General features: G+C 71.6%; 25 protein-coding genes and 2 pseudogenes. 12 read left to right on the forward strand and 15 right to left on the reverse strand.

From position 1 onward, the window contains the following. Positions 1-28 precede the first annotated feature (28 nt). Positions 29-556, forward strand: coding sequence for a hypothetical protein (locus tag WMF20_RS30440; protein WP_437605390.1), 528 nt, complete (start codon positions 29-31; stop codon positions 554-556). Beyond that, complete coding sequence (locus WMF20_RS30445) at positions 556-1,914, forward strand: hypothetical protein (protein WP_437605391.1); 1,359 nt, start codon at positions 556-558, stop codon at positions 1,912-1,914. Before WMF20_RS30440 ends, WMF20_RS30445 begins: the two co-directional genes overlap by 1 nt. Positions 1,915-1,957: 43 nt before the next feature. On the opposite strand, the gene WMF20_RS30450 is transcribed toward WMF20_RS30445, so the two are convergent. Then, on the reverse strand, positions 1,958-3,862 hold the full coding sequence (locus tag WMF20_RS30450) for an Ig-like domain-containing protein (protein ID WP_437605392.1): 1,905 nt from the start codon (positions 3,860-3,862) through the stop codon (positions 1,958-1,960). 39 nt (positions 3,863-3,901) lie between these two features. After that, positions 3,902-4,447, reverse strand: a complete 546-nt coding sequence (locus WMF20_RS30455; protein ID WP_437605393.1) for a hypothetical protein — start codon at positions 4,445-4,447, stop codon at positions 3,902-3,904. A gap of 400 nt (positions 4,448-4,847) precedes the next feature. On the opposite strand from WMF20_RS30455, the gene WMF20_RS30460 reads away from it, so the two are divergent. Then, complete coding sequence (locus WMF20_RS30460; RefSeq protein WP_437605394.1) at positions 4,848-6,140, forward strand: hypothetical protein; 1,293 nt, start codon at positions 4,848-4,850, stop codon at positions 6,138-6,140. Between the two features lie 144 nt (positions 6,141-6,284). Here WMF20_RS30460 and WMF20_RS30465 read toward each other — a convergent pair whose 3' ends face one another. The 5 genes and pseudogenes from WMF20_RS30465 to WMF20_RS30485 all read right to left on the reverse strand — a co-directional run bounded on the left by WMF20_RS30465 (position 6,285) and on the right by WMF20_RS30485 (position 10,389). Then, positions 6,285-6,416, reverse strand: a complete 132-nt coding sequence (locus WMF20_RS30465; protein ID WP_437605395.1) for a multicopper oxidase domain-containing protein — start codon at positions 6,414-6,416, stop codon at positions 6,285-6,287. Continuing rightward, entirely contained in the window at positions 6,413-7,435 is a 1,023-nt protein-coding gene (locus WMF20_RS30470; protein ID WP_437605396.1) for a hypothetical protein, read from the reverse strand. Before WMF20_RS30470 ends, WMF20_RS30465 begins: the two co-directional genes overlap by 4 nt. Beyond that, positions 7,432-7,689: pseudogene (locus WMF20_RS30475) on the reverse strand (DUF1636 family protein); the annotation flags it as partial. The pseudogene WMF20_RS30475 and the gene WMF20_RS30470, both read right to left, overlap by 4 nt. A 182-nt stretch (positions 7,690-7,871) precedes the next feature. Next, positions 7,872-9,515, reverse strand: coding sequence for a nucleoside recognition domain-containing protein (locus WMF20_RS30480; RefSeq protein WP_437605397.1), 1,644 nt, complete (start codon positions 9,513-9,515; stop codon positions 7,872-7,874). Then, on the reverse strand, positions 9,505-10,389 hold the full coding sequence (locus tag WMF20_RS30485) for a metallophosphoesterase family protein (RefSeq protein ID WP_437605398.1): 885 nt from the start codon (positions 10,387-10,389) through the stop codon (positions 9,505-9,507). Before WMF20_RS30485 ends, WMF20_RS30480 begins: the two co-directional genes overlap by 11 nt. A 198-nt stretch (positions 10,390-10,587) precedes the next feature. Here WMF20_RS30485 and WMF20_RS30490 point away from each other — a divergent pair, with 198 nt between their 5' ends. Next, positions 10,588-11,661 carry a CobW family GTP-binding protein gene (locus WMF20_RS30490; protein ID WP_437605399.1) on the forward strand — a complete coding sequence of 358 codons (1,074 nt, stop codon included), beginning with the start codon at positions 10,588-10,590 and terminating at the stop codon, positions 11,659-11,661. A gap of 41 nt (positions 11,662-11,702) precedes the next feature. Here WMF20_RS30490 and WMF20_RS30495 read toward each other — a convergent pair whose 3' ends face one another. Then, on the reverse strand, positions 11,703-12,134 hold the full coding sequence (locus WMF20_RS30495; RefSeq protein ID WP_437605400.1) for a hypothetical protein: 432 nt from the start codon (positions 12,132-12,134) through the stop codon (positions 11,703-11,705). A gap of 326 nt (positions 12,135-12,460) precedes the next feature. Between WMF20_RS30495 and WMF20_RS30500 the strand changes: the two genes are divergently transcribed. Then, positions 12,461-13,321: a class I SAM-dependent methyltransferase gene (locus WMF20_RS30500; protein WP_437605401.1), complete on the forward strand. Its 861-nt coding sequence runs from the start codon at positions 12,461-12,463 to the stop codon at positions 13,319-13,321. Between the two features lie 67 nt (positions 13,322-13,388). Here WMF20_RS30500 and WMF20_RS30505 read toward each other — a convergent pair whose 3' ends face one another. The 3 genes from WMF20_RS30505 to WMF20_RS30515 form a co-directional block, all read right to left on the reverse strand. Next, positions 13,389-13,607, reverse strand: coding sequence for a hypothetical protein (locus WMF20_RS30505; RefSeq protein WP_437605402.1), 219 nt, complete (start codon positions 13,605-13,607; stop codon positions 13,389-13,391). 115 nt (positions 13,608-13,722) lie between these two features. Further along, complete coding sequence (locus WMF20_RS30510; RefSeq protein ID WP_437605403.1) at positions 13,723-14,196, reverse strand: hypothetical protein; 474 nt, start codon at positions 14,194-14,196, stop codon at positions 13,723-13,725. A gap of 45 nt (positions 14,197-14,241) precedes the next feature. Beyond that, positions 14,242-14,679: a hypothetical protein gene (locus WMF20_RS30515; protein ID WP_437605404.1), complete on the reverse strand. Its 438-nt coding sequence runs from the start codon at positions 14,677-14,679 to the stop codon at positions 14,242-14,244. Positions 14,680-14,912: 233 nt separating this feature from the next. Between WMF20_RS30515 and WMF20_RS30520 the strand changes: the two genes are divergently transcribed. The 4 genes from WMF20_RS30520 to WMF20_RS30535 all read left to right on the forward strand — a co-directional run bounded on the left by WMF20_RS30520 (position 14,913) and on the right by WMF20_RS30535 (position 18,399). Continuing rightward, the gene (locus WMF20_RS30520) at positions 14,913-15,647 is read left to right on the forward strand and encodes an ABC transporter ATP-binding protein (protein WP_437605405.1); all 735 of its coding nucleotides are present in this window, start codon (positions 14,913-14,915) and stop codon (positions 15,645-15,647) included. Next, positions 15,644-16,987, forward strand: a complete 1,344-nt coding sequence (locus WMF20_RS30525) for an ABC transporter permease (protein ID WP_437605406.1) — start codon at positions 15,644-15,646, stop codon at positions 16,985-16,987. Before WMF20_RS30520 ends, WMF20_RS30525 begins: the two co-directional genes overlap by 4 nt. After that, a complete protein-coding gene (locus WMF20_RS30530; RefSeq protein WP_437605407.1) occupies positions 16,984-17,910 on the forward strand; it encodes a DUF3299 domain-containing protein in 927 nt (308 codons plus the stop codon). The genes WMF20_RS30525 and WMF20_RS30530 overlap by 4 nt, the downstream gene beginning before the upstream one ends. A gap of 102 nt (positions 17,911-18,012) precedes the next feature. Beyond that, entirely contained in the window at positions 18,013-18,399 is a 387-nt protein-coding gene (locus WMF20_RS30535; protein WP_437605408.1) for a MerC domain-containing protein, read from the forward strand. A gap of 175 nt (positions 18,400-18,574) precedes the next feature. On the opposite strand, the gene WMF20_RS30540 is transcribed toward WMF20_RS30535, so the two are convergent. Beyond that, positions 18,575-19,234 carry a DUF1826 domain-containing protein gene (locus tag WMF20_RS30540; RefSeq protein ID WP_437605409.1) on the reverse strand — a complete coding sequence of 220 codons (660 nt, stop codon included), beginning with the start codon at positions 19,232-19,234 and terminating at the stop codon, positions 18,575-18,577. A gap of 400 nt (positions 19,235-19,634) precedes the next feature. On the opposite strand from WMF20_RS30540, the gene WMF20_RS30545 reads away from it, so the two are divergent. After that, complete coding sequence (locus WMF20_RS30545) at positions 19,635-20,819, forward strand: FAD/NAD(P)-binding protein (protein WP_437605410.1); 1,185 nt, start codon at positions 19,635-19,637, stop codon at positions 20,817-20,819. A gap of 71 nt (positions 20,820-20,890) precedes the next feature. Here WMF20_RS30545 and WMF20_RS30550 read toward each other — a convergent pair whose 3' ends face one another. Together WMF20_RS30550 and WMF20_RS30555 are read right to left on the reverse strand one after the other, a co-directional pair. Then, positions 20,891-21,097 (reverse strand): hypothetical protein, encoded by a 207-nt coding sequence (locus tag WMF20_RS30550; RefSeq protein WP_437617262.1) that lies wholly within the window; start codon positions 21,095-21,097, stop codon positions 20,891-20,893. Positions 21,098-21,761: 664 nt separating this feature from the next. After that, complete coding sequence (locus tag WMF20_RS30555) at positions 21,762-22,034, reverse strand: hypothetical protein (protein ID WP_437605411.1); 273 nt, start codon at positions 22,032-22,034, stop codon at positions 21,762-21,764. A gap of 209 nt (positions 22,035-22,243) precedes the next feature. Between WMF20_RS30555 and WMF20_RS30560 the strand changes: the two genes are divergently transcribed. Together WMF20_RS30560 and WMF20_RS30565 are read left to right on the forward strand one after the other, a co-directional pair. After that, complete coding sequence (locus WMF20_RS30560; protein WP_437605412.1) at positions 22,244-22,699, forward strand: helix-turn-helix domain-containing protein; 456 nt, start codon at positions 22,244-22,246, stop codon at positions 22,697-22,699. After that, positions 22,689-23,069: pseudogene (locus WMF20_RS30565) on the forward strand (transposase); the annotation flags it as partial. The gene WMF20_RS30560 and the pseudogene WMF20_RS30565, both read left to right, overlap by 11 nt. 171 nt (positions 23,070-23,240) lie before the next feature. Here WMF20_RS30565 and WMF20_RS30570 read toward each other — a convergent pair. Further along, positions 23,241-25,937 carry a protein kinase domain-containing protein gene (locus tag WMF20_RS30570; protein ID WP_437605413.1) on the reverse strand — a complete coding sequence of 899 codons (2,697 nt, stop codon included), beginning with the start codon at positions 25,935-25,937 and terminating at the stop codon, positions 23,241-23,243. Positions 25,938-26,158 lie beyond the last annotated feature (221 nt).

The raw sequence follows: 26,158 nt of genomic DNA on the forward strand, positions 1-26,158 counted from the left end.
GAAAACGGGTCGTGGTACCTGAACCGCCATGAGGTCTCTCCTTTCCCGAGGCGGCCGCCTCGGGCTCTTGCTCTCGCTCGCGGCGGCCGGGTGCTCCGACGAAGAGGTGCCTGAGGGCTGCTCTCCGCCGCCGCAGAGCGCCGAGCTGACCGAGGCGGCGGCCGATCATGCGTGCATGCACGTGGTGCACGGTCCATTCGAGTCGGTGGCGGCGTCCGCCGATCCTGAAGCTCCCGGCGACGAGCTCCGCAACGTGCACACGGCCTACACGGTAGCGCTCGTGCGCGGGCAGGACGGCTACGGTGGAGCGAGCGTTTTCGAGCCTCGGGTCGACGCGACGTTCGCCTTCTTCGTCGCTCACGACACCTCGCTCTCCCTGCTCGACGCGGCGGGCGAGGAGGTGTGCCCGCGGGCGGTTCAGCCCGCGAACGCGTGCCCGGAGCTCGGGCGCGCCGTGTTCTTCGACCTGCGCCGGAAGGCGCCGAACCGGCTCCTCCTCGGCTCGGCCGAGGCACCAGAGGTCCTGGTGATCATCGAGGAGATGGGAGGAATGTGATGATGAGGAGGAACAGGGGGCAAGACGGGGCGCGCAGGCCCTCCAGCGGGTGGCGTCACGGTCGCGGGCTCGCGCGTGAAAGCGGCACTTCTCTGGGGCTCGCGCTCTCGATCACCGTTCTCGGCGCCGTGCTCGGGTGCTCGAGCGAGGCCGAGCCGGGCGCGGGCGCGGGTGGCCGGGCAGATGCGCCGGAAGCCGAGCGTCACACGTCGTGGCGGCGGGCGCGCGTCCTGGTCGGTGACGGCCGGAGCGGCAGCCTCCACGTCATCGACATCGAGGACGAGGAGGTGATCGCGGAGCTCGACGCCGGGGGCCCGGCGGCGCTTCACGGGACAGAGTCCGGGGACTACGCGGTCGCGGTGGGCGCGGAGGAGGTCCGGTTCATCCGATCGGGTGTGGCCATCGTGGATCACACGGATCACATCCATATCTACAAGTCACCTCCGAAGGTCCTCGACCTCTCGCTGCCAGGAGCGTCCCCAGGCGCGTTCGTGTCCCGCGAGGAGTGGCTGTCCATCTTCTTCGACGGGACCGCGGGGGGCGAGGTCTCGGCGCAGGCCGTGATGGTCAAGGAGCCGTCGCTCAACGCCGAGGAGCCCGAGATCCTGTCGCTCCCGCCGGTGGAGCCGCACCGCGGGCTCGCGGCGCCGCTCGGTGACACGTTCCTCGTGTCGTTTCCGCCGGAGGATGAGCCAGGCGGCCTGCCGCTCGGGCTCAATGTCCTGAGCGCGGACGGCGAGGTCCTCGAGGACGTGTCCTCGCCGTGCCCGGGCCTGCATGGCCAGACCGCGATCGGGCGCGAATTTGCCTTCGCCTGCGACGACGGCCTGCTGCTGGTAGGGCGAGACGGCGGCACGACCACGGCGCGGAAGCTCTCCTATCCCCGCGCGGACGCGCGATCGTTCACGCTGAGGTCGCACGTCGAGCGGACCACGCTGATCGGCGATTTCGAAGAGTCCACGTTGCTCGCCATCGAGCCAGAGGACGGCGCCGCGCGCCTGTTCGAGTTCCCCGCCCCGGTCTGCCACTTCGAGCTGGAGCCCGGCCGGGGCGAGCAGGTCATCGCGCTCGCCGCGGACGGGAACGTGTACGCGCTCGACCTCGCCAGCGCAGCCATAACGGCGCACGCGGCGGCAGTCCCCGCGTTCCAGTGCGACGACGCGGTACGACCGGGCCTCGCGCTCGCCCCCGATTACGCCTATGTCACGGACCCCGCTGGCGGCGAGGTGCACGAGATCGGCCTGCGGAGCCTCACGATCACGCGCAGCTATCAGGTCGGCGGCGCTCCCAGCGCGGTCGTCGTGATGGGACTGAACGTCAAGAACATGAACGTCGCGCCCGGCGCGGCCCACGACTGAAGCGTGTGCCGGCGCCTCCGTCGTGGCCGCGCCGGCTGCGCAGCTACCTGGGTTCGAGCACCATCTTGAGCGGCGGGCTGGAGACCGGACCGAACCTCGCTCGGTGCCAGACGTCCGCGGCGAGCGTCGCCTCGGCGTAATGGGTGATGCCCGGGCAGGCATCGGGCGCCGGACGGACGGTCAGCGATAGCGCGGCCATCGCGGACGTGTCGTACAGCTCGAAGGGCACGAGCTGATTGAAGTAGAACACGCGCGTCCCGCCGCCCGGAACGCTGACGCGGGTATACCCTGTGGGCTCTCCGCCGCTCGATGGCAGGTCGATCGTGAACTCCGTGTGGGTGGCGCTGGTCGACGGCGCGCCGTCCGGCGACGCGGTCGCGCGCACGCTCTCGAACGGACCGAACAGCGTGTGCTGGCACGTGTGGTTGAGGCCGGCGTCGGATGCGATCGTCCTGAAGTTGAGGATGCCGTTGCCCAGGTACGGATGGCTCGTGTCGAGCGTGTTTCCCGCTGCGTCTCGGAGCGTTCGGAGGTCGAGCGCGTAGAACGCGTCCTCGTCGAGGGGGTGATCGGCGCCGTCCGACGCGAGGACGGTGAGCTCGATCGAGAGCGCATCGGGTGCCCAGGTCCCCGAGAGAGCGCGGCCAGCGCCCGATGTCGTGTTGATCAGCCTCGCCTGCGTCACGCTAGAATCCATCGGCTCGCTGAACGTCACGCGGAGGCGCTTGCGCTCCGAGACGATGGAGTCGCTGTCGTAGATCTCCGTCGGATAGACCCTCTGATCTCCCTCGGCAGGGTACGACGCGGCCGCGTGCGGCTTCAGCGTGTCCCGGCCTGTCGTGAAGTCGAGCGCCCCGTCCTCGAGGTGCGGCACCGGGTCGAGCGGGTTGCCGTTCTGGTCGAGCAGACCTGCGAGCAGCACGCTGTACGCCGCGCCGTCGCGCAAGAGCCCAGCGACGTCGAGCGAGATCCGCAGGCGATCCGGCGACCATGCCATCGGAAGCGGGACGAGGCGCGCGTCGCCCGAGAGCGTCGCCTCGCCGGCCGTGGTGTCCATCGGCTCGCTGAACGTGATCTCGACCGCGCTTGTCAGGTGTACCGCGGCGTCGCTCGACCCCTCCGCGGGCGCCGCGGTCACGACGTGGGGAGGCGTCGAGTCCACGCCGGTCGTGAAGTCGAGCTCGCCGTCCGCCAGGAACACGGCGCCGTCGAGCGGGTTGCCGTCCAGGTCGCGGAAGCCCTCCAGCGAGAGCGCGTAGTCGCGGTCGTCTTCCAGCCCGCTCACGGCGTAACGGACGGTGAGCTCGTCCCAGCGCTTCTCGCCGAGGACCAGATCGCCGCCTGCGACCAGCTCGCCCGCGGTGGGGTCCATCGGCTCGCTGAAGGTGATGGTGATCTCCTCGGTCGCGATCGGGACCAGCGCGGCGCCCTCGGTCGGCGTCGCGGCGACGACGTAGGGAGCGGCGACATCCTTGGTCCGGAAGGCGGCCGTGTACGGTGCGTCCATCGCGTTGCCGGCCCTGTCCTCGAAGTCCACGTCGACCGTGAGCGTCACCGTCGCTCTGGAGGGCAACGGTGCGGAGGGCACCAGGGTGAGGGTGGTCCAGTCGGCGCTCCACGAGCCAGCGTTGGCCTGGAGCGCCCCGTCCCCGGGCTCGATGCGGACCGTGCCGAGCGCCTCGTTCATCGGCTCGGAAAAGGCGATGACGATCGGCTCGTGCGGCGCCACGCCGGTCGCGCCGTCTTCGGGAGAGATCGACACCACCGTCGGACGTACCTGGTCGACGGCTTCTCCCCCGCCGCCGCCCTCGCCGCCCTCGCCGCCCGCGCCACCGGGCCGCTCGGTTGGCGAGGATGCCTCAGGAGCGCACGCGCCGAGCGCGAGGGCGCAGGTGAGCGCCGCGGCGCCGAGCATCTCTCCTCGGCCTCTCTTCCATCTCATTCTCATGTCGGCACCTCGTCTCCCTCGGGCTGCGTGCCGAGGGCGTCAGTCCGTGCGCTCGGGCCGGAGGAGGATCCACGTCGCCTGGACCTCGCCGCTCGGCAGGCGCTCCGGCGGCGTCTGCACGCGACCCCCGTGCCCAGGCGCATCCTCTGCGAGGTGCCGCAGGGCCGCGGCCGCCCTCTCGTAGGCAGCTTCATCGGCGAAGCGCACGTCGACCTCGCACCCGGCCCGGAAGCAGCGTGAGGCTTCCGGGTCCAGCACGGCGCCGGCGTCGTCCGGCATCGCGCGCTGCCAAAAAGCGAAGATCTCCGGAGCCGCGGTCGTCCAGCGCTCGCGGTCCTCTCCGGAGTCCTCGAGCGCCTTGAGCATCGCCTCGCGCCGGGCGACGGGGCTCGTGTGTTCGCCACGGATCGCCTGGATGATAGGCCGGCGAAGCTTCTCGGCTTCCGAACGCGGGTCTCCGTTCCCCTCGGGATCCTCCGTGCCGTCAGGATCCTCGGCGGCCGGCTGGAGAGGGAGCCGCTTCCCCGCGACCCGCCGCTCGTCCCCCCGCGCCAACGCCGCCGCCGACGCTAGCTCGATTTCCACGGGATCCGGCAAGTCACGGCGCACCACGCGGGGGCGCTGCGGGCGCGCCCTCTCGGGCCGCGCCTCCTCCTTGACCTCCGCAGGTGAACGTTCTGCGGGCCGCTCTGTCCGGAGCAACAGCCAGCACCCGGTCGCCCCTGCCGCCGTCAGGGCTGCCACGACGAGCCGCTTCATCCTCGGATCTCCCTGCTGGGGCGCGGGCGCCCGTCGCCGCGCCGCTGCCATCGACCACAGGCCCCGGGCCCGTGCTCATGCGCTCGCAGTACAAGCATGGACGCCATCATATAGCCATCGCGATGCAATTGCAATCAGATTGCGTTTTGTGCTTGCGCGCCGCCGCCGCTCGTGAGAGGGTCCGCCGCCAATGCGGAGCATCCCTTGTGTCTCGGTTCTGCTGTCGATGCTGCTGACCGCCGCCTGCGGCTCCGGGGGTGGCGCAGCCGGAGGCGGCGGCCAGGGAGGCGCGGGCGGCTCAGGTGGCCTGGGGACCGGTGGACCGATGGATGGCGCCGGCGGCTCGGGCGGCGCGACCTCGACGGGCAGCGCCGGCGGCGAGTGCGTGACGGCGGGCGACTGCCCTCCCGCCGCCGGTTCCTGCGACGCAGCTGCGTGCGTGGACGGGGCCTGCGTGATCCGCCCCGACCTGGACAGCGAGGGCGCGCCGTGCGACGACGGCGACGCCTGCACCGAGGGAGAGGTCTGCGCGGGCGGCGCGTGCGGTCAGGGCACCCCCCGCGACTGCAGCGCGCTCGACTCGGAGTGTGCGGTGGGGCGCTGCGATCCGGCAGCCGGCTGCGCCGTTGACCCCATCAACGAGAACGCGGCCTGCGACCTGGACAACACCTGCGGAGCGAGCGTCTGCCGCGCTGGGCAATGCGTCGTGGAGTCGGTGTTCGCTCCGGACGGCACTCGGTGCGACGACTCCAGGTTCTGCACCGTGGGCGACGTGTGCAGCGGCGGCGCCTGCGTCAGCGCTCCGAACCGATGCGGCGCGCCGGACGATGGCTGCACGGTGAGCAGCTGCGATGAGGCCGCCCGGACCTGTGTCGTCATGCCGGCCAACGAGGGGGGTGCCTGCGACGACGGCGACGGGTGCACGGCCGGCACGACGTGCCAGGACGGCGTTTGCGGTACGCCGACCGGCGCGATCGCCGCGTGCATGACAGGCGATAGCTGCTGTCCGTCTGGATGCAGCGACGCGGACGACGGGGACTGCCCATTCTGGCGGTCCGGCGTGCAGGAGGGCGTCCCGGCCTCGTCCTTGAGCGGCTGGACCCAGTGCTTCAGTAACCAGTTCGCGGAGAGTGGGCCAGCGCTCTCCGAGATCCTCGCCCGCTGCAGCAAGCGGAAGCTGCTCCTCGCCTGCCGCCCGGTGGGCGAGGAGAGCTTCACGCTGCTCGCGATGGCGCCGCGGGCCGACGTGCTGTGGCCGTGCGGTGACGCGGCAGGCTGCGTTCATGAGCAGAACGGCGTGGGGTGGTACTTCGACGAGCGCTCGTCGTGGGGTTTCGCACCGGCAGGAGAGCCGGTGACGCGGATGTTATGCGATGACGCGGCTGGGGAGTCCGTGCCGCATCAGCGGATGTGCTGGCACACGGTCGATGGAGCGCTCGACGTGGGCTACCGCTGCGGGGACAACGACCTGAACTACTCGCCTCCCGACTGGGAACGCGTCATCTATCACGCGGATTGAGCCGGGTCCGAGGAGGCCGCTTCAGGCGGCAGGCCTGCATGCGGCAATTCGGCCTGTACGGGGCAGGCGGTCACCATCGACCTGCCCGAGTTGAGGGCGGGAGAGCCGAAGTTCGAGTGCTGATGGGGATGTTCAAGCGTTGATTCAGTGCGCGACGTGGATCTCGCCCATCATCCCGCGCTCGGTGTGCTCGAGGATGTGGCAGTGATACATCCACATCCCCGGCTCATCGAAGCGCGTCACGATGCGTACCGTGGACCGCTGCGGCAGGATCACCGCGTCCTTGTTGGCGAGCTCATCCTCGGACAGCGGCCCTGGGCGATCAGCACCACGTCGTGGCGCTCGCCGGGAGAGAGCAGGAGCTTCTCGGCATCGTACGGCTTCGGGATCAGCCCGCCGTCGGTGCCAATGACGCGGAACGTGTGGCCCGGGAGCGCCAGGTTGAAGAAGCGCCCGTTCGCCACGTTGACGATCCGGAGGCGCGTGAGCGCGCCCGGATGCACATCGAGCACAGGCAACGTCTTGCCGTTGACGAGCACGACGTTGCCCTCGCGGTCCATCATGATCATGTCGTCGTCGAGCTCTTCGTAGAAGCCCCCGTCCTCGTTGAGGAGCACGTCCCCGAGCACGACGATCCGCTTGTTGTCATCCTCCGGCTCGTTCGGTCCGCGCACCCGGATCAGGCCGAAGAGGCCCTTCTGGATCTGCTCCGGCTCCATCACGAGCGGATGGAACCAGCAGAACCCCGCGTCGCGCAGCGTGAGCGCTCCCTCGCGCTGCATCGTCCAACCGATGGGGCGCGCCATAGCGACGGTCAGCGCGACCATGCCGACGACCGTGCCGAGCGCGATCAATCCGAGGTAGGCGACGGCGAGCGCTCGCGAGGGAATGGGCGTCGCCGCGAGCAGAGCGATCCCCGCCGAGCCTGCCAGGCCGTGGACGAGGCCGGCGACCACGGGGCGCGCGTGCGTGGTCGCGGGAGCCCTTGACACTCGGGTCGACGTCCGACTCCGCGCGAGGTGCCACAGCCCGAGTCCGAGCAACATCGCCCCGACGATCACCTCGGTGATGCGCTCGAACACCGGAGGTAATCGCAGCTCGGCAAGCACGACCAGGAGCCCGAGCCCGAGGAACGTGGCCGTATGTCCGGCGCCCCAGAGGGCGGCGATGCGCGCGGCTCTCGCGATGCCAGGCTCTCGTTGGACGAGGGTGGACACGACGACGAGATGGTCAGCGTCCGTGGCGTGCCGCAGTCCGAGCCCGAGCCCGAGGAGAAGAACCGACCAGCCCGTCATGGCGCTTCAAGCGGTGGCACGCGCGTGCGGATCCCGGCCCGGAGCGTGGGAGGGCCATCCTCGCGGGCGAGGCCCCAGCCGGGGGCGCGACGACAGAGGGTCGCGCAATCGACGATGTCGCTCTCCCTCTCGTCAGGCGAGAGGTCTCCCGACACGTAAGCGAGTTTGCCGGGGGCGCGCAGCGCGACGCCGCAGGGGCGCGAGCAGGCGCTCAGGCGCTCGTACGGAACGATCCGGAAGTTCTCCCGCCGCGCCCAATCGGCAGGTGCCCGAGCGCTACATTCCGTTCAAGAAGACACGGAGGTGCGCAGGGCTCGGAGCGCGGCGAACGACGGAGCGCGTGCATCGAACGACGTGTATCCCAGGGCCCGCGTATATGAAACTCTATTGCATCTGCGCGGGCCGCGCTCTGCAGCTTGCCGCCCTCGCCGCATCGTCACAGCACGAGCTGGCTGAAGAGCCACGCGCTCACGACGCTCGTGAGTGCCTGCCGTCCCGCGACCGCGCCTGCCGCTCTCCAGCCGAGCTCCCGCCGCACGGCAGCGAGCGTGACCAGGCAAGGCGTCAAGGTGCTCGCGAGGTAGACGGTGACGAACAGCTGCCCTACTGAGAGCGAGCGCAAAAGGACGCCGTTCGATGTGTTCAGGAGCAGCATCCCGTCCTTGCGAAGGACGCTGAGGACCACTGCGAGCGACGCTTCCTCTGGGAGGTGAAAGAGACGCACGCCAGCGCCGAGGACCCGGGACAGCGCGGTCATCCCGCCCGCGTGCTCGATCAAAGCGGATACGAAGCAAAGGACGAGGAAGATCGGCATCGCTTGCAGGAGGAACTGCTCGATCACGGCGCCGACGCGCCAGAGCACGGCGCGCCCCGAAGGCACCTGCAAGTACGCGCGCTCGTGAAGCGGAAGCGCGGCGCGCCGCGCGAGCGCGCCGTGCCAGAGCCTCGTGTGCAAGAGACCGACGACGAACACGGCGAGCAGGTACGGGGCGAACATCCACGAGCGGCCCGCCGTGCCGAAGAGGGAGAGGCTCGCGCCGATCTGGTAGCTGCACGCGCTCCCGAAGGCGACGAGGCTGACGCAGGCCTTTCGCGAGCAGACCGAGCACGCCCGCGAGTGAAGCACCGCGACGACATTGCAGCCGAACCCGGTCAGCACCGGAACGAGATCACGACCGGAGAGCCCGACGTGACGCAGCCAGGGATCGAGCGCGGCGGTGCTCCGATCGTGCAGCCCCGTCTCCTCGGCGAGGCTGCCCGTAATCCCGAGCAGCAGGACCACCGGGAAGGCCCAGAGGAAAGAGTAGGAGCCGAGCGTCAAGAGACCGTATGGGCCCACCAGGACGGCCGCGAGCGGCGGCCATGCGCCGGAGAGCGCCCGCGTGACGGGGCCAATCACCGCCGCGTCGGCGTGCGGCTGCAACCAGCTCGCGAGGTGGAACGCACACACGACGGGGAGCGTCAGGAGACCCGCCATGGCCGCGAGCGCCGTCAGCGGACCGAGCGTTGGGCGCTCGAAGAGCGTCCGCGCCGGTGGGCGTGCGCGGAGTTGCACGAGCGGCTCCTCGAGGGCGCTCGCGGTGAGCGGGCGCGCATCCCGGATCGCCTCGAGGACCTCCGCGCGGCGGGCGGAGGTCATTTCCCGCGCGTTCAGCGAGACGACCGGAACGCCGAGGCGTGCCCGGAGCTTTTGCGTGGCCCGCGCCAGATCCGACGAGACCTTGTCTGCGAACGTGACGACGATCGCGAGCCGGCGCACACCGAGGCGCACCGCCTGGAGCAACGTTCGAGCCTCGCTCGTGAGGTACGGCGCGCGGAGCACGAGCACCACGGCGTCGGCCTCGCCGAGCGTCGCGAGCGCGAGCGCCGCGGTGGCGCTGTCGCCCTCGACACGGATCCCGGGCGTGTCGACGAGCTCGCAGTCGCACTCGCTCAAGCGACACCGGCGGCAGACGACGGTCGAGCCGCGGAAGTTCGCTTCGTCTCCCGTCGCATTGCCCGTCAGCCCGCGAAAGAGCGCCGACTTGCCGACGGACTCGAGCCCCACGAGCACGACGCTCGCGGGCGAGTCAGCACGCACAGAAGACCTCCTTCTGCTTGCCGGTGAGCTCCTGCCCTCGACGAAGGCGCTGCGCGAACGTCTCCGGGACCTCGCGCGCTCGCATGGCGTGCACCGTCTTGTCGACGTCGTACGCGACCTCGCGCAGCTCGACGTCGCCCGAGCGAGTATCGAGGATGACGCAGGTGGCAGCGAGGCCGCCGTGGCGAGGCTCCCCGACGCTGCCGGCGTTGATGATCGTCTTCGGAGCGAGGGTCACTGCGCGCGCGGGCGACGGCTGGCCGTAGCGCGCGCGATAGATGCGGTCCTTGACGGTGGCCTCGGCGCGGACCTCGAGCGCGCCTGCGACGTGCTTGACGTACGGCACGTGCGTGTGACCGCACAGCAGGATGTCGCACCCCGCGCTCGCCGCCCGCTCGAAGAGCACGAGCTCGTGCGTCGACTCCGTCAGATACTCGGACGTGCTCGCAGGGCTCCCGTGGACGGCGACGAGACGCCCGCAGGGCAGGTCGAAGGCCAGGCTCGACGGCAGCGTGCCTAGGTAAGCCTTCGTCTCATCCGAGGTCTGCGTCGCCGTCCACCAGAACGCCATCGCCCCGAGCTCTCCCTCTTCTTCAGAGATGAAGGCGCACCCGCAGCTCTCGTTGCCCTCGGCGATCCCCTCGTCCCAGCAGCCGAGGACCGTCGGAATGCCGAGCGATCGGATCCGCGCGGCGGCCTCGTTGGGGAAAGGGCCGTAGCCGACGAGGTCGCCCAAGCAGAGGAGGCTGTCGACCTCGCGCGCTCGCAGGTCGGCCAAGACGCTATCGAGCGCCTCGAGGTTGCCATGGATGCACGAGAGGATGCCCAGACGCCTTGCCTGCTCGGGCGGGGTCGCGAACGCTCTTTCCGTCATCCTCGATTCGATGGTGCTCACGACGCAACGCCCTGGTCCTGCACGCTTTCCCCCCGGGAGACCGGGCGCCACGGGTCGCCGGGCTGCCAGAGCGGGAGCGGAGCTTCGTCGACTTCGTTCTCGCGCTCGTGGGCGGGACCGACGCTCAGCGCCCGCCGCCGGGGCAGGACGAGCTTGGAGGAGAGGGAGGAACGCACCATGGCACGCATCGCCGGGACTCTATCGCGGCCCGGTAGTTATTGCAACACAATTGCATTTATGGCAAACCGAGCCTGCACCATGACGGTACCGATCACCATCCTCACCGGGTTCCTCGGTTCGGGGAAGACCACGCTGCTCAACCACGCGCTTCGTGGGCCGCTGCTCGATCGCGCGCTCGTCGTGGTGAACGAGCTCGGCGATGTTCCTCTCGATCACCTCCTCGTTCGCGAGGTGCGCGAAGACGTGCTCCTCCTCGGCTCGGGGTGCGTCTGCTGCTCGATTCGAGGGGACCTCGTGGACACGCTCCTCGCGGAGACGGCGCGCGACCGCGCGGCGCCCTTCGATCGCGTCATCGTCGAGACCACGGGGCTCGCGGATCCCACGCCGATCGTGGCCACGCTGGTGCGTCATCCCGAGCTGTCGAGGCGCTACCACCTCGACGCCGTGATCACCGCCGTCGACGGGGAGCAGGGAGCTTCTACGCTGGCGCGTCACGACGAGGCGGCGAAGCAGGTGATCCTCGCGGACGATCTCGTCTTGACGAAGGTCGACCGAGCCAGCATGTCCGCGCTCGCCGAGGCCCGCAAGGCCGTCGCGGCCCTCCGTCCTCGAGCGCGCGTGTTCTTCGCGGAGCACGGGCTCCTGGACTGGCGGCCGCTGCTCGCATGGACGCCCTCCACCGTCGCGTCGCGTCTCGACGTCGCTCGCGGCGAGCACTCCCATCCAGGGGGCGCGGTGCGCTCGTTCTCGGTACGATCGGACCGGGCGGTCGACTTCCGTGCCTTTGCGCTATGGCTCTCGATGGTGAGCCAGTTTCACGGCGAGACGTTGCTTCGCTTGAAGGGGCTCCTTCGCGTCGACGACGAGCCGGGACCGAGGGTCGTGCAAGCCGTGCAGCACGTCGTGTATCCGGTCTATTCGATGGCCCGTTGGCCCAGCGCCGACCGGTCGACTCGGCTCATGGCGATCACGCGCGGGATGCCGCCCACGCTCGTGAGATCACTTCGAGCGAGCCTCAAAGAGCTGATCGACGCATCGACGCCGCGCTCGGACGGCGAGCGCTTCGCGTAGAACCTCGGCCGGTGAGTCGAGGACGCTCGTCGCCGCGGGGGTTACGCGTGCGAATGCACGAGCCGCCGTCTGAGGCGGAACTGCTCCGTGAGGCCGCCCGCGAGCAAGCACACGACGCCGGCCCACTCGACGACATGCAGGTCGCCCGCGAAGTGCCCGAGCAACACGAGGGAAGAGCCCGTGAGCGCGACGGCAATGGGCCAGAGGCGCTTCGAGCGCCACGACCGCCATGCGCTGACCAGCACGGAGGCCGAGATGGCGAAGACCAGGAGCACCAGATGATGAAGCTCGCTCAGCCCGAAGCCGACCCCGAGCACGGAGAAGAGCTTGGCGTAGGTCGCGAGGCACGCAGGGCACACCGCGCAGGCGAGCACCGGCAGCAGCGCGGACCAGAGGCCTCCATCCGGTGAGGCGGACGCACGGTGGGCTGCGCAGTCGCAAGCGTGCCCGTTTTCGTGAAGCTTCGTACGCACGAACACGAAGCTACCCGAGGCTGCGGAACCGTGCAACTTCATTGCGTTCTCTGGCTCGATGGATCCCGGCGCTGGACGACCTCAAGCTCCCATCGATTGTCCATCCGCCTTGACTCAGATGCAATTTTATTGCACATGTGCGGGCACCGGAATGGACGAGCCGCCGCTGCGCGCAGGGCTCGATCGGTGCCTGCTGGACGAAATGGAGAAGGCCCGAAGGCATGGGCTCGCTATCCGGATCCCTTCCCGTCGCGGGCGACCGGCCTCGGCGAGGCGAGCGGATGAACGTAACACAGCACACGGTTCCAACGCGGCAAGGCACGGACATGACGAACGACGACCTCTCCAGAGCCTGGGATCGGCACGCCGAAACGTACGCTCGCGTGGGCGCACCGTGCACAGGGTACATCGCGCAGTCGCTCTTTCACACCGTGGCGGGGCGCTTGCCGAGCGCTGCCCACATCCTCGAGATCGCCTGTGGCAACGGCGAGCTCTCCCGCGCGGCGGTCATGCACTGCCTCGAAGAGCGAAAGACGACGGGCACGTGCGGTCGCGTCGTGGCCACGGACTTCTCGCCAGCGATGGTCGCTCATGCGAAGAGCAACCTCGGCGTGCTCGGCGCCGCGGACATCGTTCAATGCGAGGTCCGCGACGGGCAGGCGCTCGGGTTCGAGGATGCGAGCTTCGACGCCGTCTTCTCGGCGTTCGGCATCTTCCTCTTTCCTGACCGAAACGCGGGCTGGCGTGAAGCGGCTCGCGTGCTGCGCCCCGGCGGGCTCCTCGCGACGGCCGTGTGGCGTGGGCCGGAGGACAACGCCTTGGCGCGGCTCCAGATGGCGCCTGTGATGGCTGCGCTGCCGGAACGCGTACGGGCGTCCCTTCCACGAGCGAGCTGGCTCGACATCGCGTCGCCGGAGGGGCTCGCGAAGGAGGTCTCGGCGGCGGGCTTCGTCGCCCCTGAGGTGTCGGTCTTCAACGCCGTTCTGACGGCTCCAACGCCGCGCGCGACGTGGAGCATGATGCGCGAGAACCCGGTCACGCGCTCGCTCTTCGCGGCATGCTCGGACGAAGAGCTCGCCCCGGTCGAGCGGTCGGTGCTGTCGAGCTTCGAAGAGCTCGCGGGTGGCGCAGACAGGCCCGTGCGTTTCGATGCCTCGTGCCACTTCCTCGTCGCGCGCCGGGCCTGAGCTCTTCGCGTCCGCCATGCGATGCACCAGCAAGCATGCTACGTCGTGAACCCCCCACGCGTCCGCCTCACCGCGGCGCGACGAACGACGCCGCTCCCGCCACGGCGGGCGACGGGTCCTTCCGGTAGCGCTCCAGCAACGCGCGGCGCTCCGCCGTCCGCCCGTTCTCCGGCGACGCCGCCTGCGCGAGCGCCTCCAGCGCGAGCCGGCGCAGCCGCGGATCGTCGCTCCCCCGCAGCGCCTCTTCCAGGAGCGACGGGTGCACGCAGCCGTGCACCGCGGCCATCGCCGCGACCATCGCGTCGTGGTGCAGCAGGTCCCGCCGGCCGAGCTCGACAAGCGCTTGTCCGCGAGCGATGGATCATGATCGACGTTCGCTTCATCTCGAGCTCCTCCGGGTGTTACGTGGCGTTGCTGCCCGCGCGCACGGGCAGGATGGACGCCCATTGCAGGCGCATGAGCAGGTCGTCGTCGATCAGCATCCCGCGGTCGCTGAACACGAGGACGTTGCGCGTCTCGTCGGCGTGGTCCTCGGCGACGAAGAGGATGCCGCGGCCCTCGCCGTTGTAGCCGAGCTGGACGATGGCGTTCTTGACCCAGCGGCCGCCGCCGGCGACCTCGAGGTCGTGCGGGAGGGTGTAGAAGCCCTCGGAGGGGAGTCGCTTCAAGGTCTCGCCCCAGCTCAGGGAGCGCAGCAGGGTGACGGGCTCGCCCCAGAACCATCGGTTGCGGCGGTTCTGGCCGGGCCGGACGACGAAGGGGGCGCCAGTGTCGCGGGCGCCGACATAGACGAGGACGCCGGCAGGGATGGCCTGCTCCTGGCCGGGGTACGGGGCGGTGGTGCGGTAGAGGCCGGGATCGGGGGCTTTGATCATGGTGAGGGCTCCGTTCATGCGGGGGCGCGCGTGGGCGCGGGGGCGTCAGTTCAGTATGGCGTGCGCGGGGGACGCGCCCGTGACGAGGGCGAGGATCTCGGGGGCGCCGGGCGACGAGATCACCGCGTAGGTCTCGGGGCAGAGGCCGAGGAGCTGCTCGATCCAGACCGGGAAGAGGCCGGGGGTGAGCAGGCGCTCGGCGGCGGTGATCCGCTCGAGCACCTCGGGGAGGATGCTGGGAGCGGTGATCATCCGGAGGTCGGCCTCGCCGTCGCGGAGGAGGCCGCCCGAGGCCTCGCCGCAGGGGAACGCGACACGCAGGCGCAGGACGTTGGGCGCCGGGAGATACCAGAGCGTGAGCGTGAGGCGCTCGCCGGCGCGCTGCATGGCGAGGCCGCCCAGGGGCTCGGGGCGGAGGGGAGACCATCCGGCCTCGAGGAGGTGGGCGGCGAAGAGGGCGCGGGGATCGTGGGGCGTATGCATGATGGGGCTCGTCAGGCAGGGGGGGCGATGAGGCGCCAGCGGCGCAGGCGGGCCGCGGCGAAGGTGCCGGCGGACGACACGAGCTTGAGGGTGTCGCGCATGGGTGCCTCCTGAGCTCGGGTGAGTCGGTGCCGGCGGCGCGCGACGCCGCCGGACGGTGGATCGCTACTTCAACAAAAGAACATTTGCAACCAAGTTGCATAATGATTCAGGTTGCGACTAGGCTCGGGGGCATGAGGGCCGATGGCTCGCCGCACCCCGACCGCTTCGACGCCGGGGTGGGGTGCGCGGCCGCGGTGGAGCTCTGCGGCGCGCAGCAGACGCTCCGGCGAGGTGGCGCCGGAGGAGCGGTCACCCTGAAGCTGCCCGATCTCCGGCTGAGGGAGGGCGAGCAGGTGTGCGTCGTGGGGCCGTCCGGCGCCGGGAAGACGACGCTGCTGCACGTGCTGGCCGGGCTGCTCGTGCCCGAGGCGGGGCGGGTGCTCGTGGGCGGGATCGATCTGGCGCGGCTGCGAGAGGCGGAGCGGGATCGGTTCCGGGCGCGCAACATCGGCTACGTGCTGCAGTCGCTCCACCTCGTCGCCTCGCTGAGCGTGCTGGAGAACGTGCTCTTGCCGCTCGGCTTCGCCGGGATCCCGCGGCGCGCGGCGCGGGCCCGCGCGGGCGAGCTGCTCGAGCGGCTGGAGCTCTCGCCGCTCGGAGACGCGCGGCCCGGCTCGCTCTCGCTGGGGGAGCGGCAGCGCGCAGCCATCGCGCGGGCGGTGGCCTGCCGGCCGCGGCTGCTCCTGGCCGACGAGCCGACCGCGAGCCTGGACGAGGCCCGCGCCGGGGTGGCGGCGCGGCTACTCCGGGAGGCGGCGGCCGAGTCGGCGGCGAACCTGGTGCTGGTGACGCACGACGACCGGATCGGCGCGGGCTTCGAGCGCGTCCTCCACATGGTGGGAGGGCCGGAGGGCCCGACGCGATGAGCCTGGCGCGCGCAGCCCTGGCGAGCCTCCGGCAGCGCCGGCCGGTCGTGGCGCTGACGGGGCTCTGCGTCGCGCTCGGGGTGATGCTCGCGTCCGCGCTGCTGCGGCTCGGGCACGAGGTGCGCGCGAGCTACCGCGAGCAGGCGCGGGGGGCGCCGATCGTCGTCGGCGCGAAGGGGTCGGCGCTGCAGCTCGTGATGAGCGCGGTCTACCTCGCCGACGACAGCCCGGGGCTCATCCCCTACGCGGCGTACGCCGAGCTGCGGGAGGCGCCCTGGGTGCGGCTGGCGATCCCCTATGCGCTCGGCGACGCCGTGGGGGGGCACCGGGTGATCGGGACGACGGCGGCGCTCTTCGAGGGAGGCTTCGAGCCGCGCCCGGGGCTGCCGCTGCGCCTGCGGGAGGGGCGCCCCTTCCGCCACGACGAGGCGGCGCTCGCGCGCGTGCTCGACGAGATCCGGAGCGGCGCGGGCGGCGGGGAGCACGCCGGCGGCGCGGTCGCCGAGGCCGTGGTGGGGCGCGCCGCCGCCGAGCGGCTCGGGCTCCGGGTAGGGTCGGAGATCGAGCCGACCCACGGGGTGGAGCACGCGGGCGCGCACGCGGAGGGGCGGCGGTGGACCGTGGTGGGCGTGCTGGAGCGGACGTCGACGGCCATCGATCGCGGGGTCTTCATCACGCTGGAGAGCTTCCTCGCGGTGGAGGAGCACCGGGAGGGCGGGCGCCTGGAGGGGCGGGAGGGGAACGGCTTGGAGCCGGCCATCTCGGCGGTGCTGGTGTTCCCGCGGAGCGCGGCGCTCGCGGCGCGGATGCTCGCGACCCTGAACCGGCGCCCCGATCTGCAGGCGGCGAGCCCGGGCCGGGAGGTGCAGAAGCTCCTCGGCGTGGTCGGCGGCGTCGAGCAGGCGCTCGTCGCGATCGCCGGCGCGGTGGTCCTGGCCGGCGCGGCGTCGATCGCGGCGGCGCTCCTCGCCGCCATGGCGGGTAGGCAGAGGGAGATCGCGGTGCTGCGCGCGCTCGGCGCGCCGAGGCGGGGGGTGCTGCTCATGCTGGTCGGGGAGGCCACGGCGATCGCCGTGGCGGGCGCGCTGGTCGGGCTGCTGCTCGGGCGCGCGCTGCTGTTCGTGCTCGGCCCCCGCCTAGAGCACGCCTTCGGGGTCGACCCCTCGCCATGGTCGTGGACCCCGGCGGGCGGAGAGGGCGCGCAGGGGTCGCTCGCGGCGCTCCCGGTGGAGCCATGGCTGGTCCTCGCCGCCGCCACGCTGGGGGCCCTGGCGGGGCTCGCGCCGGGCGTGAAGGCCTACCGGATCTCCGTGGCGCAGAGCCTGGAGGACACAGGATGAAGGCGCGGACCTCGTCTCCATGGCTCGTGGCGCTCGTCGTGGCGGGCATCACGCTGGGGGCGCTGTTCGGCCTTCGCCGGCTGCTGACGCCGCGCGCCACCACCGTCGCGGGGGCTCCGCGCGCCGAAGCGGCGGCGCCGTCGCCGCGCGCCACCGTCACGCCGAGCGCGCGCGCGGCAGCGACGTCCGAGGACCCCCTCGCCCACCAGTTCGAGGCGGCGCTGCGGGACGCGGCGGCGGAGGGGCTCGAGGAGCGACGCTTCCGGCGGATGGTCAGCCGGCTGGCCGAGGCGATCGCGCAGGAGGGCCTGGGCGACGAGCGCGCGCGGGAGCAAGCCGCAGTGCGGCTCGTGCAACGAATGATCGAGGCGCTCGAGGAGCGGCCTCCGCGCGGCGCGGGCTCGCCCGTGACGCCGGAGGAGGCGGCGCGGCTCCGCGCTCGCGCGGAGGGCTTCGCGACCTACGTCCGGATGCTCATGCCGCCGGGCGGCGCGCACACGCCCGCGCTGCGGGCCCCGCCCCCGGAGCGGCTGCCGCCGGGGTACGCCGCGGTGCGCTGGGAGGCGCTGGGCGGCTTCCCCTACGTCGAGGGTGCGCCGCTGCCCGCGTCGGCGCGGCGGCTGGACGGCCAGCGCGTCGGGGTGAGCGGGTACATGGACACGCTCGGCGAGGTGCGCGGCATCCGGGAGTTCGTGCTGGTCGAGTCCCAGATCACCTGCTGCTTCACGAGTCCGCCGGAGCTCAACCAGCTCGTCCTCGTGCGCGTGGAGGCGCCGGCCGGCGCGTCCTACGTCGACGGTCCCGTGCTCGTCCTGGGCACGCTGGAGGTGGGTGAGCAGCGCGAGGCCGGCGGGGTCACCAGCGTCTACAGGCTCCGCGCGAGCTCGGTGAGGCCCCTGCACGACGGCGCGGCCGAGCCGTGAGCCGGCCCGGGGTGGAGCGGCAGAGCGTCGCTCGGAGCGCAGCTTCGTCACGAAATGCAAAGGAGCATCGGTTTCCACGTGAAAAGGACGGATCTTCTGGCAATGAGCGGTCCTGGGCGGCTCGATGTGGTGGGCTCGGGGCTCTCCATGCTCTGCGCGGTGCACTGCCTGGCAGCGCCGCTGCTCTCCGCGGCGCTGCCGCTCCTCGCCGGCGAGGGCGTGGAGCTCGGGGCCTTCCTGGTGCTCGCGGGGTTCACGGCGCTCGTGATCGGGAGCGGCGTGCGGCGGCACCGCCGGCCCGGGTCGCTCGTGCTGCTCGCCCTGGGGCTCGCCGCGCTCACCGCCCTGCGCGCGCTCGAGGGCGCCGAGCTCGAGGGCGCCGAGGATGGGCCGCTCGGGCCGGCGCTGGTGGTGCTCGGGAGCGCCCTCCTCGTCGCGGCTCACCTCGCGAACCGGCGCGCGCTGCGGGCGCACGCCGGGTGCTGCTGAGGGCGGGCGGATGGGCAAGGTGGCCGCAGAGGCGCCGCTCGCGCCCGTCGCGCCCGAGGAGCGCGTCGCGCTGCTCGACGCCGTCCGCGGCGCGGCGCTCGCCGGGCGGCGACCCGTCGTGGGGCCTGGCGCGCTCAGCGGCCGGAGGTCACAGGCGCGGAGAGGAAGAGGACGGTCACGACGCGTCCACCGTGCTCGCGACGAGCACCACGCGAACCTTGCCGGAGGCCTCGATCGGCGGCGATCGGTGTACAGCGCCGCGACGGCACTCGTGGCGCGCGCCCTTCATGACGATCACGTCGCCGGCCGCCGCGTGCTGCACCGCGGAGGCGCTCGGGACGATCTCCCGGTTTGCGTCACGGGGAGAGCTGCCCTTACGACTCAGAGCCTCCCTGGAGACCGCGTCGTCGGGAACCCACTCCGTCCCGGGGCCTGCATACGTGCTGATCAGACGGTAGCGGACGTAGTCCACGTGGAACTTCCGGCACTGGTCGCTTCGAACGGCCCCGAACGAGACGCGGAGGCGTGACGCCTGCGCCAGGCTGGCGAAGCGGGCGAGGAGCGCCGCGAGATCCGTGGTCAGCCAGCCGCGAAGGGGCTCGTCGAGGCCGCCGGTCGCGGCGGCGAGGTCGACGCTGGCCGCCGGCACGACCTCGTCCAAATCCGCCGGAAGGCGGCGCGCCCACGCGGCGAGCCGCTCGTCGACCCCCGAAGGGAGCCGCCTGTTCCAGCAGACGAGGTTGACCTCGGGCCGATGGATCTGATCCAGCACTTCGGGGTCCGGGCTCGTTCGCCACGTGGTCGCGGCGACCGTCGACAGAGCCTGGCTCACCATGCGACCTCGCCCTCGCTGCTGCGCTCGAAGGCGGGGCCGACGCTCAGGCGAGCACGCGCGCGTCGCGCGACGCGATGAAGAGGCGCGGCGGGAAGCAGGAACATGCCGCGGAGCTAACACACCCCGAATGCTGTTGCAATTATGTTGCATATAGATTACGGGATCCCATCGATGACGACGCTCGATCACCGCCCTCACGGCGCCGTGAGCTACGCTGGACAGTGCGCATGCAGCCTCTGAAGCGACCCGTGACAGCCCTCTTCGATCTCCTCGGCGCCGGCGAGGCGCCGGCGGAGCTCGCGACCGGCCCGAGGCGCTGGGCAGGACCTGACGATCCCTGTCCCGCCGTGGATGGGTGGCGAGGCTGCGGCGCCGACGCGAGCGACGGAGCGAGCGTGTCATGAGCCTCCCGCTCGACTGGTTGATCATCGGAGGCGGCGTCCATGGCACATACCTCTCGCACGCCCTGGTGCAGCGAGGCGGCGCCTCTCCCGATCGCGTGCGTGTCCTTGACCCCCACCCGCAGCCTCTCGATACGTTCTGGCGGGTGACCGGCGCCACGGGGATGACGTATCTGCGCTCGCCCGGCGTTCACCACCTCGACCTCGACCCGTACGCGCTCCGTCGGTTCGCAAAGCGGGGCGCTGGGCGTCGGCACGCCCGGTTCGTCTATCCCTACGATCGGCCCGGACTCGAGTTCTTTCGCCTGCACACGGAGCATGTCGTCCGCGAGCACCGCCTCGACGCGCGGCGCGAGCGATGCCGAGCGCACCGCATCGAGCGGACCGAGACGGGCTACCGCGTCGAGACCGATCTGGGCTCGCTCCTGACTCGGCGGCTCGTGCTGGCCGTCGGGCTGGCCGAGCAGCTGTGCATACCGCGCTGGGCGCAAGCGCTCGCGGCGCACGCGGAGCCGCGTGTGCACCACATCTTCGCGCCCTCGTTCCGGCGAGAAGACCTCGCGGGCGCATCGTCTGTCGCCATCGTGGGAGGTGGGATCTCTGCCGCGCAGCTCGCCTGCGCGCTCGCCGCGGCGGGCGCCGAGGTCACCGTCGTGGCAAGGCACGAGGCCCGGGTGCACCGCTTCGACAGCGATCCGGAGTGGCTCGGGCCCAGGGCCATGGCAGGGTTCACGCGGACCCGTGACCTGGCCGAGCGGCGCCGGCAGATCGCCGCCGCTCGGCACCGGGGGTCGATGCCTCCCGAGATCGCGAGCGCGCTGCGGCGCGAGGCACGGACGGGCCGCGTTCGCTGGGTGGAGGCGGAACCTCTCGCCCTCGATGCCAAAGGCGATCGGGTGATCCTGCAGCTCGACCGTCCCCCTCATGCCGTGCAGGCCGAGCGCGTCGTGCTCGCCACGGGGTTCGACAGCCACCGCCCCGGCGGGTCCCTCGTCGACGACGCGGCGCTCGACCGCCTGGGGCTTCGCTGCGCTGCTTGTGGGTACCCGGTGGTCTCTGCGCGCCTCGAGTGGGGGCCAGGCCTGTTCGTCAGCGGTCCTCTGGCCGAGCTGGAGCTGGGCCCCACGGCGCGAAACATCGCCGGCGCGCGAGCGGCGGCCGAACGGCTCGTCGCCGCGGCCTGACGAGCGCGCGAAGGCGTGCGCTGGGAGGAGCCTTGTAGCGACGCGGTCTTGTCGTGCGGCCGGTCGCTCGTTCAGTCGGTGCGTCGCTTGTTGGCATACGGCAGCACGAACAGGTACAGACCGGTGAGCAGGAGCACGGCGAGCGGGATCAGCGCCAGGGCGCCCACCCAGACGGCAGGCTCCTCCATCCCCATGGCGACGATGTTGACGATGACGGCCATCGTGAAGGCAATGGACAGCCAGCGGTGGATCTGCCGAATCGGTTTGTTCCAGCTCAATGGGACTTCCTCTGAAGAGGAGCCCGATGCGGCTCGCGCGCACCTCCTGAGACAGCCTTCGGACGGCCGCCCACGAACGCCGCCAGGTGCTCGCCGGTCAGCGTCGACTTCGCCGCCACCAGGTCGGCCGGGGTGCCTTCGAACACGATCCGCCTGCCGTCGTGGCGCGGGCGTGCCGTTCGCCACCGTACCGGCCGAGGGGCGGCCGGTCGCGCCTCCGTGGGGCAGGTCGCAGCCGATGACCGCGCGCTGACGGTCGCGAGTCAGGAGACGCACAACTGCGTGCCGTGCGCCAGCGTTCCCGGATACGTGTGTGTCGGTCCACGGCGAGCCTGACGCGACCGCGCCGAAATGCACGTAAAGGCAACTCTGGGGAAAACTATCTCGTGCCGAGTTACCTTTCCCAGGAAACGAGGTAAACCCAATCAGGACGTGCAGTTGCGCGCGTTCAGAAGCGCCGGCGAGGCCCAATTTTGGCCCCCCCAATTTGGTAATTCTGCGCCGGCGGCTGTACTGCGGCCGGCCCGTGGCTCGTCCTGCCGCGAGGTCGTGACGGGTTAGGTGCTGCCTCGCGGTCACCTGCGCATGCCATGCTGCCCACGCCCGCCATGGGTGCGGGGCCGAGCGACAGCGGCGGCCTTCACGTCAGACCGGCCAGACCCGACTATGGCGTCGCGCGATTCACCAGCGCGGGCTCTACGTGGTACGTGCGCGACACGAGCAGCTCCGTGCCGGGCTCGCGGTCGTGCGGCATGAACATGTCGCCGGCTCGCTTGTGGTTGCGGAGCAGGCGCCACGCCACCGCGCGCATGTAGGCGGTGAGCTTCTGGTCGTACGCGCTGGGATCGGTGGGCAGCGCGAGCGTCCCCTTCGCGATGCTGCGGTACGCGCTGTACGCCCTCTCCAGGGCGACATCCTGCGCGTTGCCGAGGGACACGCCGCGCTGACACCGCGGGCCGCACTACTTCGTGCCGAAGCCTAAGTAGGTTATCAGAAAAAATTTGACACTCGCGGCCACTGAGGGATGCCCCTGGTGCCGGGGGCTCGTTGCTCCGGCTGGGGGGCTGCATGCAGGACGTTCGTCTGACCGCGCGACAGCGACGGCACCTTCGGACCGAGCTCAGGACCAGCAAGAACGTCCGCGTCGTGAAGCGCATCCTGGCGCTCCTGGAGCTGGATCGCGGTGCGCCGCTCGCCCAGGTCGCCGCGGGCCTCGGGGTCACGCGGCAGACCGTGTACAACTGGATCGCGCGGTTCGAGGCGCACGGTGGTTCCGATGCGCTTCGCGATCGAGCGGGCCGAGGGCGATCGCCGAAGATGTCCGACGCCGAGCGGCGGTTCCTGGCGTGGAGCCTGGACCAGCCGCCGAGCGCGCTGGGTTACGCCGCGGTCGGCTGGACGACGGCGCTGTTGAGCGAGCACCTGGCGAAGTGGATGCGGGTCCACATATCGGGCGCGACGGTTCGACGCGAGCTGCGCCGGCTGGACTACGTGTGGAAGCGCCCTCGCTACGTGCTGCAGCCCGACCCCGACCGAGAGAAAAAAACGCCAAATCCGCCGACAAATCCAGCATCTTCCAGAACACAGCGTCGTGCTTGCTGAAGACGAAACGGACCTGCTGCTCTTTCCACCCCTGCGCTTCGTCTGGGCCAAGCGTGGCTCGCAGGCCAAGGTCTGGCTTACCGGCCGCAACGCCCGCCGGGTCCTCTTCGGCGCGCTCAATCTCCGCACCGGCCGCCTCGTGCTGCTGGCTCGAGCGCAGCAGAGGGCGCCGGACTTCGGCGCCTTCCTCCGCGAGGTGTACCGCAGGTACCGCGGACGTCCCATCGCCTTGCTGCTCGACGAGAACCCGAGCCACACCGCACATTCCTCGCAACGCCTGGCCGCGACGCTGGACATCACGCTGCTCTGGCTTCCGAAGCGCTGCCCAGAGCTGAGCCCCATGGATCAGCTGTGGCGTTCCGTGAAGGAGAAGGTCTGCGCGAACCATCAGGACGTGACCATCGACGTGCAGGTCGCGCGCGTCCTTCGTTACCTGCGACCTGCGCCGCCTGCCTCGGCGCGCCGTCTTGCGCAAGGCCGGCGTACTCTCACGGCGCTTCTGGCTACGCGGGGCACTGTCAATTTTTTTCTGCAAATCTACTTAGGCGTGGAGCGGCCCCCGGCCCGACGCCCGCGCCGCGGAGCCGCGCCGATCGGCTCCGGCGCCCTGTGCTCGACGGCGGCCTCGCCGACGTCCTCCTTGTCGAGCTGCCGGATGGTGAACGACCACAGCCCCGAGCGCGTGCCCCAGGCATGGCCCCGTACAGCTTCCCCCGGCCTCCCCGCGCTTGCCGCGCAGCGGCCGGGCACGGCGGCCAACATGCCGGAACCATTCGTAATTATTTGTGCGTCTACAAATAGTTTCCCCTTTGCAGAACGTCTCGCCGAACACGCTCGCCGCGCGCAGCACCCGCCGCTCCTCGACGTCCAGCGCCTCCAGCCGCGCCTGCACCATCGCCAGCGCCGTCTCGGGCAGGCCCGCGCTCCGGCCCTCGGCGACCGCCCGGATCTGCTCCTCCAGCACGAAGGCGTTGCCCTCGGCGCGCGCGAGCAGCTCCTCCACCTGCTCGGCGTCGATGGCCTCGCCGAGCACCTCCCGGACGAGCCGCTCGCTGGCGCGCCGCGGCAGCGGCGCGAGCCGCACCCGCAGCCCGTTGCGCTCGCTCCACAGCGACGGGAAGAGCCCGTCGACCTCCGGACGGGCGAGCGCCAGCACGAAGAAGGGCAGATCCCTCGCGTGCCGGAGCGCGGCGTCGACCAGGGTCACCGTGGGCAGGTCGCCCCAGTGCAGATCCTCCAGCACCAGCAGCACCGGCTTCCGCTGGCACTCGGCCCGCATGAAGTCCTCGAACGCCTCGCGGAGGCGGTCGCCCATCAGCATCGGGTTCTGCCGCGCGGCGCGGAGCTGCACGTCCCCCTCGTCGGGGAACGTCGCCCCCACGAGCTCGCCGAGGAACGCCGCGACGTGCCCGCGCTTGCCTCCGAGGCTGCTGAGCCGCTCGACCCGGGCGAGCACCTTGCGCCGCCGCTCCTCCAGCGGCGCGCCGTCGAGGATGCCCATGGCGCGGCGCAGCGCACGGGCGAGCAGGCCGAACGCCGACCCGGCCGCCATGGGATCGGCCCGGCCGATCCAGACCTCGGCGGCCTCGCCCCGCTCCTCGACGGCGCGGAGAAACTCCCAGGCCAGGCGCGACTTGCCGAGGCCAGGAGCGCCCACGACGACCACCGCGTTCGCGGAGGGCTCGTCGACGCAATGGCGCCACTCGGTCGCGAGCTGCGAGAGCTCGCGCTCCCGCCCCACGCAGGGCGTCGGCTTGCCGAGGAGCCGGGGCACGGCATCCGGTTCCTCCTTCGGGCCGCGAAGCAAGCACCCTCCGGGCCCCTGCACCGTCTCGAAGCGGCTCGCGAGCAGGCTGGCCGTCGCGTCGTCGAGCCGGATCTCCGGCGGCGACCGGCCATCGCGCCCGGCGATGAGCTGCGCGACCCGATCGATCAGCTCGCCGACCGGCAGCCTCCCCTCGACCTCGGCCAGCCCTGTCGCGACGGACACGGGCACGCCTCCGAGCGCCGCCCGCAGCGCAAGCGCGCAGTGGGCCGCCCGTGTGGCGAGATCCGTGGGCGACTCGGTGCCGGACAGCGCGACGAGCCACCAGCGCGCTTGCAGCCAATCGAGGCGCCCGCCGTGGCGCGCCGCGATGTCCCGCAGCGCCTCGGCCCGCGCGGCGCCGTCGTCCTCCGAGAGCGCGGCGTCGGTCTCGGCGCTGCCGTCTTCGGCCAGGATGACGCACATGACCTTGCGCTCGGCCGTCGTGATCGCCTCGCCCGGCGCGGCCGGCGCCGCGACCGCGCTCGCTCCGATCGAGAGCCCCTCGCCGGCCACCGCCGCGAGCTCCGCGGCGGCGGCGGCGCCGTCGCGCGGTCGCTCCCCCGCGTTCTTCGCCAGCAGCCGCGCTACCAGGCGCTCGAGCGGCTCCGGGATGTCGCCGCACAGCTCCCCGAGCCGCGGCGGCTCTTCCAGGACGACCCGCATCAGGAGCGCGAGCGCGCTGTTGCCGAGGAACGGCGGGCGCCCCGCGAGGCACTGGAACAGCACGCACCCGAGCGCGAACACGTCGGTCCGGGCGTCGACCGGCGCGTCGCCGCGCACCTGCTCGGGCGCCATGTACCCGGGCGTGCCGAGCACGGCCCCGGGCGACGTGAGGGTCGGCGCGAGCCGGAGGTGGCGCGCGATGCCGAAGTCGAGCAGCGTGACGCGCTCGACCGCGCCGCCCACGAGCATCAGGTTGCTCGGCTTCAGGTCGCGGTGGACGACGCCGAGCCGGTGGATCGCGCCGAGCGTCGTGGCCACGCGCGCGGCCAGCGCCACGCTCTCGGCGAGCGTGAGCGGCATTCCGGCGAGCCGCTCCTCCAGGGTCACGCCGTCGAGCCACTCCATGGCCAGGTACGGCTGCCCTGCGCCGGTCACCCCGTGCGCGACGTACTGCACCACGCCCGGCAGCCGGAGCGTCACGAGCGCCTCCGCCTCCCGCGCGAACCGGCGCAGGTCGTTGGCGCTCGCGCCCTGCAAGACCTTGAGCGCGACCGCCTGCCCGGACACCCGGTCGCGCGCCCGGTACACGTCCCCCATCCCGCCGGAGCCGGCGAGCCGCTCGATCTCGAAACGATCCTCGATCACATCCGCTGCGCGCATGACGGTTCCAATGTACTCCGCGCGAGCCTCGGGCCGCTGCGCGTAGGTGCGGCCCTGCGCCCGGTTGAACGCGAGCCCGAGCGTGACCGCCTCGCGCTCGGGATCCACGGCCGCCGGATCGGTCCACGCCTCGGTATGCCGCCACCGGGCGCACGCAGCCGACATCGCCGCGCTGGCCACCCGGCGCTGCCGCCCTTAGGCTCACCTCCGCGATGCCCCGCTGGTTCAGAGGACGCGCGCGGCACGAGCTGAGTTGCATTGAATTACGCGCAGAGGAGCGCGCGAGGTGTCCTGATGGGCGCCTGGCATGTCCAGATGGCCGCCGGGGA

The sequence above is a fragment of the Sorangium sp. So ce834 genome (assembly GCF_051521425.1).
GTDB classification, from domain to species: domain Bacteria; phylum Myxococcota_A; class Polyangia; order Polyangiales; family Polyangiaceae; genus Sorangium; species Sorangium cellulosum_D.